This window comes from Ralstonia sp. TCR112, from assembly GCF_007997035.1.
Taxonomy (GTDB): Bacteria; Pseudomonadota; Gammaproteobacteria; order Burkholderiales; family Burkholderiaceae; genus Ralstonia; species Ralstonia edaphi.
Window position 1 is genome coordinate 42,647 of sequence record NZ_VOSS01000006.1, and the last position, 13,802, is coordinate 56,448.

The 13,802-nt window shown below is 63.5% G+C and carries 13 protein-coding genes; 11 read left to right on the forward strand and 2 right to left on the reverse strand.

What is annotated here, in order from left to right:
* Window positions 1-29 precede the first annotated feature (29 nt).
* The 7 genes from FUT88_RS02855 to FUT88_RS02885 all read left to right on the forward strand — a co-directional run bounded on the left by FUT88_RS02855 (window position 30) and on the right by FUT88_RS02885 (window position 6,109).
* Window positions 30-1,328: a CitMHS family transporter gene (locus FUT88_RS02855; RefSeq protein ID WP_147213725.1), complete on the forward strand. Its 1,299-nt coding sequence runs from the start codon at window positions 30-32 to the stop codon at window positions 1,326-1,328.
* A gap of 4 nt (window positions 1,329-1,332) precedes the next feature.
* Window positions 1,333-2,688 (forward strand): acyclic terpene utilization AtuA family protein, encoded by a 1,356-nt coding sequence (locus tag FUT88_RS02860; protein WP_147213726.1) that lies wholly within the window; start codon window positions 1,333-1,335, stop codon window positions 2,686-2,688.
* A gap of 1 nt (window position 2,689) precedes the next feature.
* Window positions 2,690-3,010, forward strand: coding sequence for a hypothetical protein (locus FUT88_RS02865; RefSeq protein WP_147213727.1), 321 nt, complete (start codon window positions 2,690-2,692; stop codon window positions 3,008-3,010).
* Window positions 3,011-3,036: 26 nt separating this feature from the next.
* Window positions 3,037-3,936: a LysR family transcriptional regulator gene (locus tag FUT88_RS02870; protein ID WP_147213728.1), complete on the forward strand. Its 900-nt coding sequence runs from the start codon at window positions 3,037-3,039 to the stop codon at window positions 3,934-3,936.
* Between the two features lie 90 nt (window positions 3,937-4,026).
* A complete protein-coding gene (locus tag FUT88_RS02875; RefSeq protein ID WP_147213729.1) occupies window positions 4,027-4,494 on the forward strand; it encodes a universal stress protein in 468 nt (155 codons plus the stop codon).
* Between the two features lie 115 nt (window positions 4,495-4,609).
* Window positions 4,610-5,053 (forward strand): nuclear transport factor 2 family protein, encoded by a 444-nt coding sequence (locus FUT88_RS02880; RefSeq protein WP_147213730.1) that lies wholly within the window; start codon window positions 4,610-4,612, stop codon window positions 5,051-5,053.
* A 51-nt stretch (window positions 5,054-5,104) separates the two neighbouring features.
* Window positions 5,105-6,109, forward strand: a complete 1,005-nt coding sequence (locus FUT88_RS02885) for an NAD(P)H-dependent flavin oxidoreductase (protein ID WP_147213731.1) — start codon at window positions 5,105-5,107, stop codon at window positions 6,107-6,109.
* Window positions 6,110-6,112: 3 nt separating this feature from the next.
* Here FUT88_RS02885 and FUT88_RS02890 read toward each other — a convergent pair whose 3' ends face one another.
* Complete coding sequence (locus tag FUT88_RS02890; RefSeq protein WP_147213732.1) at window positions 6,113-6,649, reverse strand: PadR family transcriptional regulator; 537 nt, start codon at window positions 6,647-6,649, stop codon at window positions 6,113-6,115.
* Window positions 6,650-6,981: 332 nt separating this feature from the next.
* On the opposite strand from FUT88_RS02890, the gene FUT88_RS02895 reads away from it, so the two are divergent.
* Window positions 6,982-7,620, forward strand: a complete 639-nt coding sequence (locus tag FUT88_RS02895; protein WP_147213733.1) for a LysE family translocator — start codon at window positions 6,982-6,984, stop codon at window positions 7,618-7,620.
* A gap of 141 nt (window positions 7,621-7,761) precedes the next feature.
* Here FUT88_RS02895 and FUT88_RS02900 read toward each other — a convergent pair whose 3' ends face one another.
* Window positions 7,762-9,321, reverse strand: coding sequence for a methyl-accepting chemotaxis protein (locus FUT88_RS02900; protein ID WP_147213734.1), 1,560 nt, complete (start codon window positions 9,319-9,321; stop codon window positions 7,762-7,764).
* 321 nt (window positions 9,322-9,642) lie between these two features.
* On the opposite strand from FUT88_RS02900, the gene FUT88_RS02905 reads away from it, so the two are divergent.
* From FUT88_RS02905 to FUT88_RS02915, 3 genes are all read left to right on the forward strand, one after another.
* On the forward strand, window positions 9,643-9,987 hold the full coding sequence (locus FUT88_RS02905; RefSeq protein WP_147213735.1) for an ArsR/SmtB family transcription factor: 345 nt from the start codon (window positions 9,643-9,645) through the stop codon (window positions 9,985-9,987).
* The gene (locus FUT88_RS02910) at window positions 9,977-10,495 is read left to right on the forward strand and encodes an SRPBCC domain-containing protein (RefSeq protein WP_147213736.1); all 519 of its coding nucleotides are present in this window, start codon (window positions 9,977-9,979) and stop codon (window positions 10,493-10,495) included. Before FUT88_RS02905 ends, FUT88_RS02910 begins: the two co-directional genes overlap by 11 nt.
* 481 nt (window positions 10,496-10,976) lie before the next feature.
* Complete coding sequence (locus FUT88_RS02915) at window positions 10,977-13,682, forward strand: diguanylate cyclase domain-containing protein (RefSeq protein ID WP_261796920.1); 2,706 nt, start codon at window positions 10,977-10,979, stop codon at window positions 13,680-13,682.
* The last annotated feature ends 120 nt before the right edge of the window (window positions 13,683-13,802 follow it).

Below are 13,802 nucleotides of genomic sequence, written 5' to 3' on the forward strand. Positions count from 1 at the left end.
TTCCGAATCCAAAAAGCTCGGAGGAGACCATGCTCGCACTGCTCGGGCTGCTGACCATCGTCGCGCTGTTTGTCGTCATCCTGACGAAACGCATGTCGCCGCTGGTCGCGCTCATCGCCATTCCCGTCATCGCCGCGCTCGTGGGCGGCTTCGGGCTGAACACCAGCAAGTTCATCATCGGCGGCATCAAGGACGTCGCGCCCGTGGCGGGGATGTTCATCTTCGCCATCCTGTACTTCGGCATCGTCACCGACGCCGGCATGCTCGACCCGATCATCGACCGCATCCTGCGCACCGTGGGCAGCCGGCCGCCGCGCATCGTGGTCGGGTCGGCGCTGCTGGCGCTGCTGATTCACCTGGACGGCTCGGGGGCGGTGGCGTTCCTGATCACCATTCCGGCCATGCTGCCGCTGTACGACCGGCTGGGCATGGACCGCCGCATCCTGGCGTGCGTGACGTCGATGGCGTGCGGCGTGAACTTCCTGCCGTGGACGGGGCCGATGATCCGCGCATCCGCCTCGCTGCACATGCCCGTGACAGACATCTTCAACCCCCTGATCCCGGTGCAGATTGCGGGGCTCGCTTTCGTGTTTGCATGCGCATGGCTGCTGGGCAAGCGGGAAGAAAAACGCCTGGGCCTCGCCCACCACGCCGGTGGCGCGCAGGTCGTCGCGCGTCCGCTCTCAGATGCGGAACAGGCGCTGCGCCGCCCGCGCAATTTCTGGATCAACCTCATCCTCACCGTCGTCGTGATGGGCGTGATGGTGAGCGGCAAGGTCGACCCGGTGGTGATGTTCATGCTGGGCGTGGTGGCCGCGCTGCTGATCAACTACCCGAACGTCGATCAGCAACGCCAGCGCGTGGACGCCCACGCCAAGGCCGCGTTGATGATGGCGAGCATTCTGCTGGCCGCCGGCGTGTTCACCGGCATCATGAGCAAGTCCGGCATGCTCACGGCGATGGCGAAGACGGCGGTCGATTTCATTCCGCCCGCCATGGCGCACCACATTCCGGTGGTGCTGGGCGTGCTGTCGATGCCGCTGTCGCTGCTGTTCGATCCGGATTCTTTCTACTTCGGTGTGCTGCCCGTCGTGGCCGAAGCGTCGAAGATGCTGGGGGTGGCGCCGGTGCATGTCGCGCAGGCCGCCGTGCTTGGCCAAATGACTACCGGCTTCCCGGTCAGCCCGCTCACACCGGCGACCTTCCTCGTGGTGGGCCTGTGCGGCATCGAGCTGGCCGACCATCAGAAATTCTCGATCCCTTTCCTGTTCGGTGCCTCGCTGCTGATGACCGCAGTTGCCGTGGTGCTGGGCGTGCTTCCGTGGTGATGGCATGAACACCGAGTTGAAAAGACTCCGCATCGGCGGCGGCGCGGGTTATTCAGGCGACCGCATCGAACCGGCGCTGGAACTTGCAGAGCACGGCGACATCGACGTGCTGATGTTCGAATGCCTGGCCGAGCGCACCATCGCGCTCGCGCAGCAGGTGCGTCGCAAAGACCCCTCGCACGGCTACGACCCGCTGCTCGAAGCGCGCATGCGTGCCGTGCTGCCGGCGTGCGCGGCACGCGGCATCCGCATCGTCACCAACATGGGCGCGGCCAACCCGCAGGCAGCGGCGGAGCGCACGCGTGACATCGCCCGCGAGCTGGGCCTCAAGCTGCGCGTGGCGGCTGTGACGGGCGACGACGTGCTCGACCTGCTGCAAACCCGCGGCCAAGACTTCACGCTGATGGGTGGCGGCGCACCGGTCGCGTCATTGCACGCGCGCATGGTGTCAGCCAATGCGTACCTCGGCGCGCAAGGCATTGTCGATGCGCTGGCGCAGGGCGCGGATGTCGTCATCACGGGGCGCGTGGCCGATCCGGCGCTGGCGCTTGGGCCGCTGGTCCATGCCTTCGGATGGCGCATGGACGACTGGCACCGCCTGGGCTGCGGCACGCTGGCCGGCCATCTGCTTGAATGCGCCGGGCAAATCACGGGCGGCTACTTTGCCGACCCCGGCATCAAGGACGTACCCGACCTCGCTCGTCTGGGCTTCCCCATTGGCGAAGTCGGTGAAGACGGCTCGGTGCGCATCACCAAAGTCGCCACGGCCGGCGGACTCGTCACCGAAGCCACGTGCAAGGAGCAGTTGCTGTACGAAATCCATGACCCGGCGCGCTACCTCACGCCCGATGTGGTGGCGGACTTCTCCAACGTGCGCATGCACGCCGACGGCAAAGACAGCGTCGTCATCGAAGGCGCCACCGGCACACCGCGCACGGAGCAGTTGAAGGTCTCCATCGGCTATCTCGACAGCTATATCGGCGAAGGCCAGATCAGCTATGCCGGCCCGAACGCGGTGGCGCGCGGCAAGCTGGCGCTCGACATCGTGCGCGAGCGATTGGCACTCACCGGCGTGCAGATGACGGAAACGCGCTTCGAGCTGATTGGCGTGGATGCGCTGCATGGCGCAGCCCTCTCCCGCATCGATGCCGAACCGTACGAAGTGCGCGTGCGCGTGGCCGCGCGCACTGAATCGATGGCCGAAGCCGTCCGCATCGGGAACGAAGTCGAAACACTGCTGACCTGCGGCCCGTCCGGCGGCGGCGGCGCAACGAAGAGCGCGCGCGAAATCATCGCCGTGGCATCGACGTTGATTCCCGCAGAACTGGCCCCGCACGCCGTGCACATCCTGGAGAGCTGACATGCCCCGCACCCTCCGCGACCTCGCCCACACCCGCGCCGGCGACAAGGGCGACATCTCGTGCATCTCCGTGATCGCCCTTCGTCCGGACCGCGCCGAAGACTTTGCCCTGCTCGAACAACACGTCACGGCCGAGCGCGTGCGCGCGCATTTCGCTGAACTCGTCCACGGCGAGGTCGAGCGCTACGTGCTGCCACAGCTGGGCGCACTGAACTTCGTGCTGCACGGTGCGCTGGCCGGCGGCGTGACGCGCTCGCTGGCGCTGGACGCGCATGGCAAGTCGCTATCGAGCGCGCTGCTCACGCTGGAGATTCCAGGCTAAGCTGGCGCACCACGCCCGGCATCGCCATGAACCTCTCCGTCAAGCAGCTCCGCGCCTTTGCCGCACTGCGCGAGCACAAGAACTTCACGCAGGCGGCACAGACGTGCCACTTGTCGCAATCGGCCTTCAGCGCGCTCATTCAGAACCTGGAGGCCGATGCCGGCGTACGCCTGTTCGACCGCAATACGCGCCACGTCGAACTGACCCCGGAGGGCGAAGCCTTTGCCGAATCGGCCCTGCGCCTGCTGGCCGATTTCGAGGCGACGTTCTCCGAGCTGCGCGATCGCGCCGCGGCCCGCACCGGGCGCGTGACGGTGGCCGCGCTGCCGTCGATTGCCGCGGGCATTCTGCCGGGTGTGCTGGCCGCGTTCTCCGCGCAGCATCCGGGCATTCAGCTGGCGCTGCACGATCAATTGTCCGATCCGTGCATCGACATGGTCCGGCGCGGGGCAGCGGACTTCGCCATCGCGGCCATGGGCGCCGACATGGCGGGCCTGGCCGCGCAACCGTTCTGCACCGACGACTTCCACCTCGTCTGCCACCAGGATCACCCGCTCGCGCGCAAGCCGGCGCTGGCCGCTGGCGATCTCGTCGATACGCCGTTCATCCACCTGGCCCGCAACACCAGCATCCGCCAATACCTGGATGCGGCGCTGCACCCGACCAAGCTGCGCAGCGGCATGGACGTCGAGCACCTGGCCACGGCGGCCGCGCTGGTGGCAGCCAGCCTGGGCATTACCGTCATTCCGGCGTTGGCGCTGTTCCAGTTCCGCCTGCCCGAGCTGGTGGTGCGGCCGCTTGCCCTGCCGGGGCTGGTGCGTACGCTTTATGTGATCCGCCGCGACGGGCGCAGTCTGTCGGTGGCGGCGCAAGCGCTGTTCGACTTGCTGCTGGCACATCCCGCGCGCACGACGGTGCCCGTTTGACGCGGCGCAACCCGGGCACATCCGGGTGCAGCATCGCCCACCTGCGCTGCTACAGTGAGGCATTCCCATTCCGATTCTGCGGAGCGCCCCATGCATCAACGCATTCTTGCCGCCTTCGACGGCACCCATGAGTCCCACCTCGCGGTGGAGGAAGCGGCTGCCCTGGCCCGCGCATTCAACGGCCGGGTCCGCGTCGTCTGGGCGATCGGCTCGCCGGCCATGCCGGAGTCGCGGGAAATCTACAGCGTCGACAAGTTGCGCGAAGAAGCGCACCGGACGGCGAGCGCTTCGCTGGTCGAATTGCAGCGCCTGTTCGACGTTGACGGCACCGCTGCTGAAACGGGCATCCTGATGCTCGACTCCACCGACGACGACATCGGCCACGCACTCGAGCACGAAGCCGAGCGGTGGCAGGCCGACACCATCGTGGTGGGCTCGCACGGCAGGCACGGGCTCGCGCGCCTTCTGCTCGGAAGTGTGGCCGAGCGCACGGCGCGCCTGTCGCATCGCACCGTCATCGTGGTACGTGCACAGCACCCCGAGAACGCTGCCGGCTGACATCGATTGAACTCGAAGGGCTCCACTATGCAACTTGTTGCATAGAGAAAGTTGGCTGTGCTATGTTGCATGCCACGTTGATGCAATCCGTTGCACTTTCTGCCCAGGAGCCAGCATGCCGCAGCCGATTCCCCAGACACTGAACGCCCCCGCACAAGCCACGCTCGAGGCTTGGCACGCCATGATCGAGAGCGGCAACATGGACGATCTCGACCGGTTGTTTGCCGACGAAGTGGTTTTCCGCTCGCCCGTGGCGCACACGCCTTACCCGGGGCGCACGGCCACCACACTGGTCCTGCGCACTGTCAACACCGTCTTTGAAGACTTCAAATACCACCGCAGCTTCGCCACCGACGAGGGCTTAAGCGTGGTGCTCGAATTCAGCGCGAACGTGAGCGGCAAGGCCCTCAAGGGCATCGACATGGTCCGCTTCAATGCCGACGGCAAGATCGTCGAGTTTGAAGTCATGGTGCGCCCGGCCACTGGCCTTCAGGCGCTTGGCGCGGCCATGGGCGCCAAGCTGGGCGACAAGCTCGCACTGCTCAAGGCCGAAGCCTGAGACCCGCTCGCCCCTTTTCCCTCTTCCATAACGATTCCAACGGAGACTGCCATGTCGCTGCCGCCGATCCTGCAAAACCGTCTGTCCGTGCCCGTGGTGGGCTCGCCGCTGTTCATCATTTCCAACCCAGACCTCGTGATCGCGCAGTGCAAGGCGGGCGTGGTTGGCTCGTTCCCGGCGCTCAACGCGCGGCCCGCCGAACTGCTGGACACGTGGCTTGAGCGCATCACCACGGAGCTGGCCGAATATGACGCGCAGCACCCCGACAAGCCGTCGGCGCCGTTTGCCGTCAACCAGATCGTGCACAAGTCGAACGACCGCCTGGAGCACGACCTGGAGCTGTGCGTGAAGTACAAGGTGCCCATCGTCATCACGTCGCTGGGCGCGCGTGAAGACGTGAACCGCGCGGTGCACAGCTACGGCGGCATCGTGCTGCACGACGTGATCAACAACACGTTCGCGAAGAAGGCGATCGACAAGGGCGCGGATGGCCTGATCGCGGTGGCGGCGGGCGCGGGCGGTCATGCGGGCACGACCTCGCCGTTTGCGCTGATCCATGAAATTCGCGAGTGGTTCGATGGCCCGCTGCTGCTGTCGGGCGCCATCGCCAACGGCAACGCCATCCTGGCGGCACTGGCGGCCGGCGCAGATTTGGCCTACGTCGGCTCGGCCTTCATCGCCACGGAAGAAGCCAACGCGGTGGAAGGCTACAAGCAGGCCATCGTGGAATCCAACGCCACCGACATCGTCTACACGAACCTCTTCACGGGCGTGCACGGCAACTACCTGCGCAAGAGCATCGAGAGCGCCGGGCTGGACCCGAACGCATTGCCGGAATCGGACCCGAGCAAGATGAACTTCGGTTCGGGCGGCGGCGCGAAGGCCAAGGCGTGGAAGGACATCTGGGGCGCCGGCCAGGGCGTGGGCGCGGTCAAGCGCGTGGTGCCGGCGGCAGAACTCGTCAAACGCTTTGCCGAGGAGTTCGAAGTAGCGCGCCGTCGCCTGAACAACATCGAAGCGCTGCGCGCCCCGACCGGCAGCAAGGCAACGGCTTAATTCTTAAGCGGCAACTGAGGCTGGCTCCAGCAACGGCAGCACATCGTCTGCCCACGCGAGCCAGCCTTCTTCGTAAACGATGCCGCGCTGAAGCACCGCGTGCTGCAACTGCTGGGCACGTGTAAGATCGGGCCGCGCAAAATCACGTTGCTCGATCTCGCGGAAGGTGTTCAGGCGCGCGCGGTGCTGCTCGATCAGGCGCTGCATCTCCTCGGCAAAACCGAGCGGGCCGATCACGGCCTCGGCGCGCAGCTTCACCAGCACTTCCTCACGATTGTCCGACGACACGGTCGGCTCCAGCACCCAGCGTGCAAGTTCGTCCCGGCCCGGCGGCAGGACGGTGTACGTCTTCTTGCGGCTGTCGTCCTCTTCTTCCACGCTCACCCAGCCCGCTTCGGCCATGCGGCCGAGCTCTCGGTAGATCTGCTGATGCGTGGCGCTCCAGAAATAGCCCATCGACTTGTCAAAGCGTCGGGCAAGCTCATAGCCCGACGAGGGCTTCTCCAGCAGGGAGGTCAGCAGTGCGTGTTGGATCGACATGATGGCGTTCTTTATGTAAGCCGTTGATTCTAAATGCAGAATACCCGCCTCGTGGAAGATTTTTTCCCACGAGATCAAGGTGTTCCTTGGCAAGGGATTCAAGGGCCTGGCATGTCGTTTTGAACTGCAATGGAGCGGTTTTGCGCGGGTACGCGTCGTCCAGGCACGGGGTGATTGTGTCACCGCAGACGTGTAAAACGCAGGCGCGGAGGCGGACTGCCAAACCGCACATCTCTGTGCTTCAATGCACGACGCTGCCCGCGCGTTCCCGAAATTCAGAGACGGCACGCGGGCATCGTGAAGACGCCCAGCCGTGCCACAGGAGCCCTGCAATGATCAACTTCGCCGTCTTGCCCTACTTCTTGTTAACGGTGGCGCTCGTTGTCGCCATACCGGGCCCGAACACCATCTACGTGTCGACGGCCAGCGCCAGCCAGGGCTTCAAGTTTGGTCTAGCGTCGTGCTTCGGCATCATGCTCGGAACACTTGTTCACGTGTCCTTTGCCGCCATGGGCATCACTGCGCTGCTGATGGCATCGCCCGCTCTTTTAGGCGCGACCAAATTGCTCGGCGCCTCCTACCTTGTCTATCTGGGGGTCAAGTCGATTACCAAAACGGTGGTCGACACCGACACCGTGCGTCAAGCCTCTCTGGGCCTGGGCGAATCCATCAAGAAGGGCTTCCTCGTCAATTTGCTGAACCCAAAGACTGCCCTGTTCATCGCGGCCTTCCTGCCCCAGTTTGTTGACCCGGCCTCCCAGAACATTCCACTTCAGATCTTCTTGCTGGGCGTCATCCTGATCGTGATTGGCGGCATCAGCGACATCCTTTATGCCGCTGCGGCCAGCAAGATCGGGAAGATGGTGGCCAACACCCGCAGGACGCGCAGCGTTGGGAAGTATGTGACCGGGGCCATCTACATTGGCCTGGGCATCGTGGCTGCCACAGCTTCGAACGGCTCGACGAAGTAGCAAGGAAGGGAGCGGGGGGATGCGCTATTCCCCCGATCGAAGACGACGGGCGACCGCGGCATTTCTATCGAACCGCGGCGCCCCGTTGGTACGCACGCCGGCTTCCAGCAGAAACACTGCCGAGTGGCGCGTTCGCCGCGCTCAGCCCTGACCAGCGCCCAGCCTGAATACGCTCACCGCACGCCGCAGGTTGCCGGACTGTTCCTGCATCGCCTGTGCGGCGGCCGCCGACTCTTCCACCAGCGCAGCATTCTGCTGAGTCACCTGATCGATCTGGCTGATGGCCTGACTGACCTGCTCAAGGTTTCTGCTCTGCTCGTCGGACGCCACGGCGATCTCGGCAATGATGCTCGACACGCCTTCGATCGCGGTGCTGACGCGGGTCATCGCGGCATTCACGCCGGCGGCTTGCTCTGCACTGAGTTCGACTTTGCTCGTCGATGCCTCGATCAACTCCTTGACCTCCTTCGCCGCGCCTGACGACCGCTGCGCGAGCGAGCGAACCTCGCCCGCCACCACCGCGAACCCCCGGCCCTGTTCGCCGGCGCGCGCTGCCTCCACGGCTGCGTTGAGTGCGAGGATATTCGTCTGGAATGCAATGCCCTCGATCAAGCCGGTGATCTCCGCAATCTTCTTTGAGGCGGCGCTGACCTCTTCGACGGTTTTCACCATCGCAGCCACTTCGGCGCGTCCGGATTCCGTCATGCCTCTTGCGCTCGCAGCAAGCGACGTGGCTTCACGCGCGTTGTCGGCATTCCGCTTGACTGCCTCAGTCAGTTCCGTCGTGCTGGCAGCAGTCTCTTCAATCGAAGCAGCCTGCTCCTCAGTGCGGCTGGACAGATCCAGATTGCCCGCTGCTATCTGGCCAGCAGCACCTGCAACCGACTCGGTCGCCACACGGATACTGCCGACCGTGCCGACAAGCTGCGACGTCATGTCCGCCAGGGCCTGGAGCAGCCTACCGGTCTCATCCGTCGATTTGGAGGCGACCACAGTCGAGAGATCGCCTTCGGCAACACGGCTGGCGATACCGACCGCTGCATGCAACGGCCGTGTGATGCTGACGGTCAGGAAGTACGCAAAGGCGACGCCAATCATCAGGATCAATCCTTCCAGCACCAGCAGCAGGGTCCGGCTCTTTGCGGAGTTTGCGTCGACCTCCTTCGCCGCGTCGTCGATCGTGCGCCGCTGCACTTCAACAAGCTGGCGCATGGTGTCTTGATACGCATTGGCACCTGGCACGAAGACTTGATCGAGGATGCGTTGCGCCTCTGCCGTATCGCCTGCGGCTTTGGCTTTGTTGATGGCGTCGCGAGCGCTCAGGTAGACCTTTCGCAGTTCGCCGATGCGGGCAAACAGCTTTTTCTCTTCATCGCTGGACAACAGCGCTTCCACCTTCTTCTGGTACTCGCCCGAGCTCTTTGACGAAGCAGCGACCTCCGCCGCGAAATACGGTCCCAAAGAGGGGTCCGAACTTTTCGCAACGGCAATGGTGCGACGGATGCCAGCGACGAGGTTGGCATACCAGTCGCCCATCAGACGCTCCTTGAGCAGCGGCTCGCTCATCATTTCTCGCGTTGCCGTCGACGCGCTGTCAAGGCGCCAGATGGCGATCGCGGTGATGACGATGGAAAAAGCGAGGACGACGGCAAAGCCCAAGGCGAGGCGCTTGCCGATTCTCATGTTGCTGATGAATTGCATGTCTTCCGTTCCATGTGTCCACACCGGGACCGGCGGGTGTGCTTTCGTTTTGGCGATGTTTCGTCGGGCGATTTCACGCGCAGAAGGTCGATTTGTCGCAGCGGCGCAAACCACACGATGCCCACTGAGAATGCGAGCACGGCAAAACGCCCCGCGACCCCGATCGGCACCCAAAAACCATCGTCCCGTACGGGTTTTTGTCCTTCTCGTTTATCGAGCGAAAGCGAAGGAAGCACACCCCACTTCCGGGGGGGTATGAGCGCGAACACGATGCTCAAGCTCTCGTTGCAGCACCGAAGATTCACGTATATAGTTAGCCATATGGATAACAATCAGAACGCGCTGGACGCGGTATTTCACGCGCTTGCAGACCCGACGCGCAGGGCTGTTATTCATCGGCTCGGCAGCGGCCCTGCGACAGTGAGTGAGTTGGCCGAGCCATTCGCCATGGCCCTGCCCTCGTTCATGAAACACATGCGGGTGCTGGAAGGTGTCGGGTTGGTTCGCTCGGAGAAGACCGGGCGAATCCGTACATGCACGCTCGAGCGCAAGACCCTGGCCGCAGCGGAGCGTTGGTTTGAGCAGCAGCACGCCATTTGGGCAAGCCGATACAGCAATCTGGACAACCTCTTAGAGAAGCTCCAAGGAGAAGACAATGAAGCCTGACCTTCGATTCGATTTCGTCGTCGACATGCAAAAGAACACCATCACCGTCCGGCGAGAATTCGCGGCAAAGCGCCAGCTGGTGTGGGACTGCCACACGAAGGCAGAACTGCTGGATCGATGGTTCGCGCCAAAACCGCTGACCACCAAGACGAAACACATGGACTTCCAGGCGGGCGGCTACTGGCACTACGCCATGATCACCCCCGATGGTGACGCCTTCTGGAGCCGCGTTGACTATCAGGAGATCAACCCGATCGACGGCTATACCGCCCTGGATGGCTTCGCTGACGAAGCAGGTGTCGTCAATCCGGATATGCCGCGCTCACGCTGGAACGTCGGCTTTGCTGATGCAACCGGCCAGACACTCGTGACGACCGTTGTCTCGTACAACTCCGCGGAGGATGTGCAGAAGGTGATCGACATGGGATTGAAGGCGGGCATGACGTCCACGCTCGAACGTCTCGACGAGCTTCTCCTCGACCTCGCTGTACCGCAAGAACAGGCTTGAACGGAAGGAGCGCCTTCCAGGGCCGAGTGAAGAAGCGCATGAGCCTTTGCACTCGGCCGACATTGGCCCCCTGACTTCACGGGCGAACCCAATCCCCCAGCCGCCTCAAGCGCGCGCTCCCCTCCCGGCAAACAGCTCAATTCCCCTGCATCCCGCTCAGCGTGCCGGTGCAGATGAAGTAAGCCGGCGCGTTGCCTTCTCAGGTTTTCCCCGGACGTGCCGATTAGACGAACGGTGCAGAAAAGATACGAGTTGCCGTGCTAGGCACCACCTGGCAACGAGCAACCTCCCGGCCACCAGGTCTACGCGCTGAATTCCCCTTCTGCAGAACGAAGGCGTTTGCAGTGCGAGCGTGTGTAAGCCGGACCTACACATCATCACCAGCTCGCATCAACGGCCTAGCCCGCCGGCACCAGATGCGCAAACGGGGACACGGTAAAACCCGCCACGGGTGAAACCGCATAAGCGAAAAGAACGACGCATGATCCGGCCAACCCTCAAATTCCAGGCGGCTTTCTTTGCCACCATCATTGTGGCCGTGCTGCTGGCCGGCTTTTTCGTCAGCCAAAAGAACAAGTTTCGCCAGGAAGTCCAGGCACTGGTCCAGGAGCATCAGCAAGCACTCGTGAAGGACGTCGCCGCAGACCTGCGCCAGCGGCTGGACGAGTATCTCGATATTGTCCAGCGCACTGCCAGGCAAACGCACTCCGTTCAATTTCGGTCTTCTGAAGACGCTCGCAGTTACTTCGAATCCATCGCTCCGGTAGCCGGCCTTTTCGATAGCATCTTTCTCGTCGGGATGGACGGCAAGGTCAGCGCCATTTCTCCGCATGCGCAGCGCGTCATCGGCCTGGACGTCCGCGACCGGGACTATTTCAAGCAAGTCGTTGTCGTTGGCCAGCCCACCATCTCGGCCCCGCTACGGAACCGCATCGGTGGTGCGCCGAATATCGTACTGGCCGCGCCTGTCTTTGATGAGACGGGCCACATGGTCGGCGTCTTCTGTGCCTCCCTGGGGCTGCTGCGGCCGAACTTCCTGGGCGACATGCGCAACGCCCGCATCGGCACACATGGCTACCTGTTCGTGGTGCAACGCGGCAACGACCCGGTGTTCGTCATCCACCCCGATGACGCCAAGCTGCTGGCCAACACCAGCACGGACCCCGCCATTGCACGCGCCGTGGCCGGACAGCCCCTCAATGGTGAAACCGAGCCCATGGTCAGCATGGAAAACGTCATTGCCGTCGGGTGGACCGTGGGCTCGGTCATTCCGAGAGACGAAGTCGATGCTCCGTTTGCGACCATGCGGAACCGGTTCGGTTGGGCCGGGGGCTTTCTCATCGTGCTGGTGGCGTGCTCTGTGTGGGGCGCAATGCATCTTCTGCTGCGCCCGCTGGGCCGCCTGCATGCGGCGCTGCGTAATCCGGATCGCGGTGAATGGGGCCGCTTGACCAAGCTCGATGTCGGCCCGGCATCACCGGAAATCGAAGCCATCGTCCGCAACCTGCGCGCGCTCATGGGAGAGGTCGTACGGCAGCGGGCAGAACTGGAAGCGGTGAACGACGCATCGCCGCTCGGCTTCTTCAGAACGCGTAACGACGGGCAAACCACCTACATCAACGAGTCGTATTGCCGGATTCTCGGCCTGTCCAAAGAAGCAGCGCTCGCAAACCAGTGGCGCGAAAGACTCGACCCGGACGATCGGGCACGTGCGGAGGACGCGTGGGATTCGGCCAGAGAACGCCGCGTTGTCTTCCGAGACAATCAGCGCATCTGCGTTCCGGGGGAGCCGGTACGCCAGATCTCCGTCACCGCGGCACCCGTCGTTGTTGACGGGAAGGCGCGCGGATATGTCGGCGTTGTCGAAGACATCACGCAACGTGTCCGGGCGGAACAATCGGTGGCGGCACTGATGTCGGTTCTGGAAGCCACGCCCGATTTCATTGCCCAGACGGATCGCTATGGCAAGCTCACCTACATCAATCCGGCCGGACGCGCGTTCGCCGGACTTCCGGCCGACAAGGCAATCAACGAGACAACACTTGCGGACTATCACCCGCCTGAAACGGTCCAGGCCATAAGAGAGGTCGCGGTACCGACTGCGCTGAGGTCTGGTGTCTGGGTCGGGGAATCGCTCGCGTACAACGCCAAGCATGAAGCGGTGCCGGTGGCCCACACCGTCATCGTCCACCGCGACGCTGCAGGCCGGCTCGACCATTACTCCTCGATCATGCGGGACATCAGTCAGGAGAAAGCCGCCAAGGAGGTCATGGAACGCAACGCCGAAACCTTGCGAACGGTGACGGATGCCATGCCAGCCGAAGTGTGTTTTGTCGGCGCCGACGGCCGATATGAATTTGCCAACGCGGCCTATGCCAAAAAGGTCGACATGCCGCACGGCAAACTCATCGGCAAGACCGTCCAGGAAGTGTTCGGCATTGCCGCATATGAGCGGATACGCGAGCCATTCGAGAAGGCCCTGGCAGGCAGCGCTCAACGGTTCGAGCGGGAAGAACCCAATGGCACGTCGCTCGCCTGCAAGGAAGTGCAGTACGTTCCGCAGTTCCGACCGGACGGCTCTGTCATTGGTGTGCACGTCCTGATCACGGACATTACGGCGCGCAAAGAGAAGGAAGTCCGACTGAAGTCCTTGTCAGAAACCGACCATCTGACGGGCTTGCTCAATCGGGCGGGCTTCGAAGAGCAGCTGGCAAAGGCTGTTTCCTCTGACAACCGCCGTGCGTTGGGCGCGCTGCTGCTGATCGACCTGGATGGGTTCAAACGCGTCAACGACACCTATGGCCACGCAACGGGCGACGAAGTGCTGCGCAGCTTTGCCGATCGGCTACGCACCGTCATGCGACCGACAGACTTTGTCGCCCGCTTTGGCGGCGACGAGTTTGCCGTCATCGTCGGGCCGGTGAATGACGACACGCTGCATCGCCTTGCCGCACGTCTGATCTCGGTCGGCGCGAGGCCGTACAAATTCGGCGAGGTCACCATCGGGCTCGGTTGCAGCATCGGCGTGGCCCGCCTGCGTCACGACGTCGACCGCGCTGCGTTGGTCGCCGCTGCAGACGACGCCTTATACCGCGCGAAAAACCGGGGCAAAGGGCGTTACGAATTTGCTGACGACGTTGCCGACGAAGAGATCGACTTCGACCCCGACGCCACGACACGCGTATAGCCGCCGCAGACCGCCGCGTGGCCAGCCCAACCGTTGCCAACCCGCCAAACTCGGCGGGTTTTTCATTTCGTGTCGAGCTGACTGTCCGGCCACGGTTGGTGTAGTGCCGAACGCGTGCAC

Bases quoted from the DNA above. Each gene is read 5' to 3' on its own strand.
- FUT88_RS02890 (WP_147213732.1), bottom strand. From the start codon at position 6,649: ATGTCGATCCAACACGCACTGCTGACCTCCCTGCTGGAGAAGCCCTCG.
- FUT88_RS02885 (WP_147213731.1), top strand. From the start codon at position 5,105: ATGTCGCTGCCGCCGATCCTGCAAAACCGTCTGTCCGTGCCCGTGGTG.
- FUT88_RS02870 (WP_147213728.1), top strand. From the start codon at position 3,037: ATGAACCTCTCCGTCAAGCAGCTCCGCGCCTTTGCCGCACTGCGCGAG.
- FUT88_RS02905 (WP_147213735.1), top strand. From the start codon at position 9,643: ATGGATAACAATCAGAACGCGCTGGACGCGGTATTTCACGCGCTTGCA.
- FUT88_RS02860 (WP_147213726.1), top strand. From the start codon at position 1,333: ATGAACACCGAGTTGAAAAGACTCCGCATCGGCGGCGGCGCGGGTTAT.
- FUT88_RS02910 (WP_147213736.1), top strand. From the start codon at position 9,977: ATGAAGCCTGACCTTCGATTCGATTTCGTCGTCGACATGCAAAAGAAC.
- FUT88_RS02915 (WP_261796920.1), top strand. From the start codon at position 10,977: ATGATCCGGCCAACCCTCAAATTCCAGGCGGCTTTCTTTGCCACCATC.
- FUT88_RS02865 (WP_147213727.1), top strand. From the start codon at position 2,690: ATGCCCCGCACCCTCCGCGACCTCGCCCACACCCGCGCCGGCGACAAG.
- FUT88_RS02875 (WP_147213729.1), top strand. From the start codon at position 4,027: ATGCATCAACGCATTCTTGCCGCCTTCGACGGCACCCATGAGTCCCAC.
- FUT88_RS02880 (WP_147213730.1), top strand. From the start codon at position 4,610: ATGCCGCAGCCGATTCCCCAGACACTGAACGCCCCCGCACAAGCCACG.
- FUT88_RS02855 (WP_147213725.1), top strand. From the start codon at position 30: ATGCTCGCACTGCTCGGGCTGCTGACCATCGTCGCGCTGTTTGTCGTC.
- FUT88_RS02900 (WP_147213734.1), bottom strand. From the start codon at position 9,321: ATGCAATTCATCAGCAACATGAGAATCGGCAAGCGCCTCGCCTTGGGC.
- FUT88_RS02895 (WP_147213733.1), top strand. From the start codon at position 6,982: ATGATCAACTTCGCCGTCTTGCCCTACTTCTTGTTAACGGTGGCGCTC.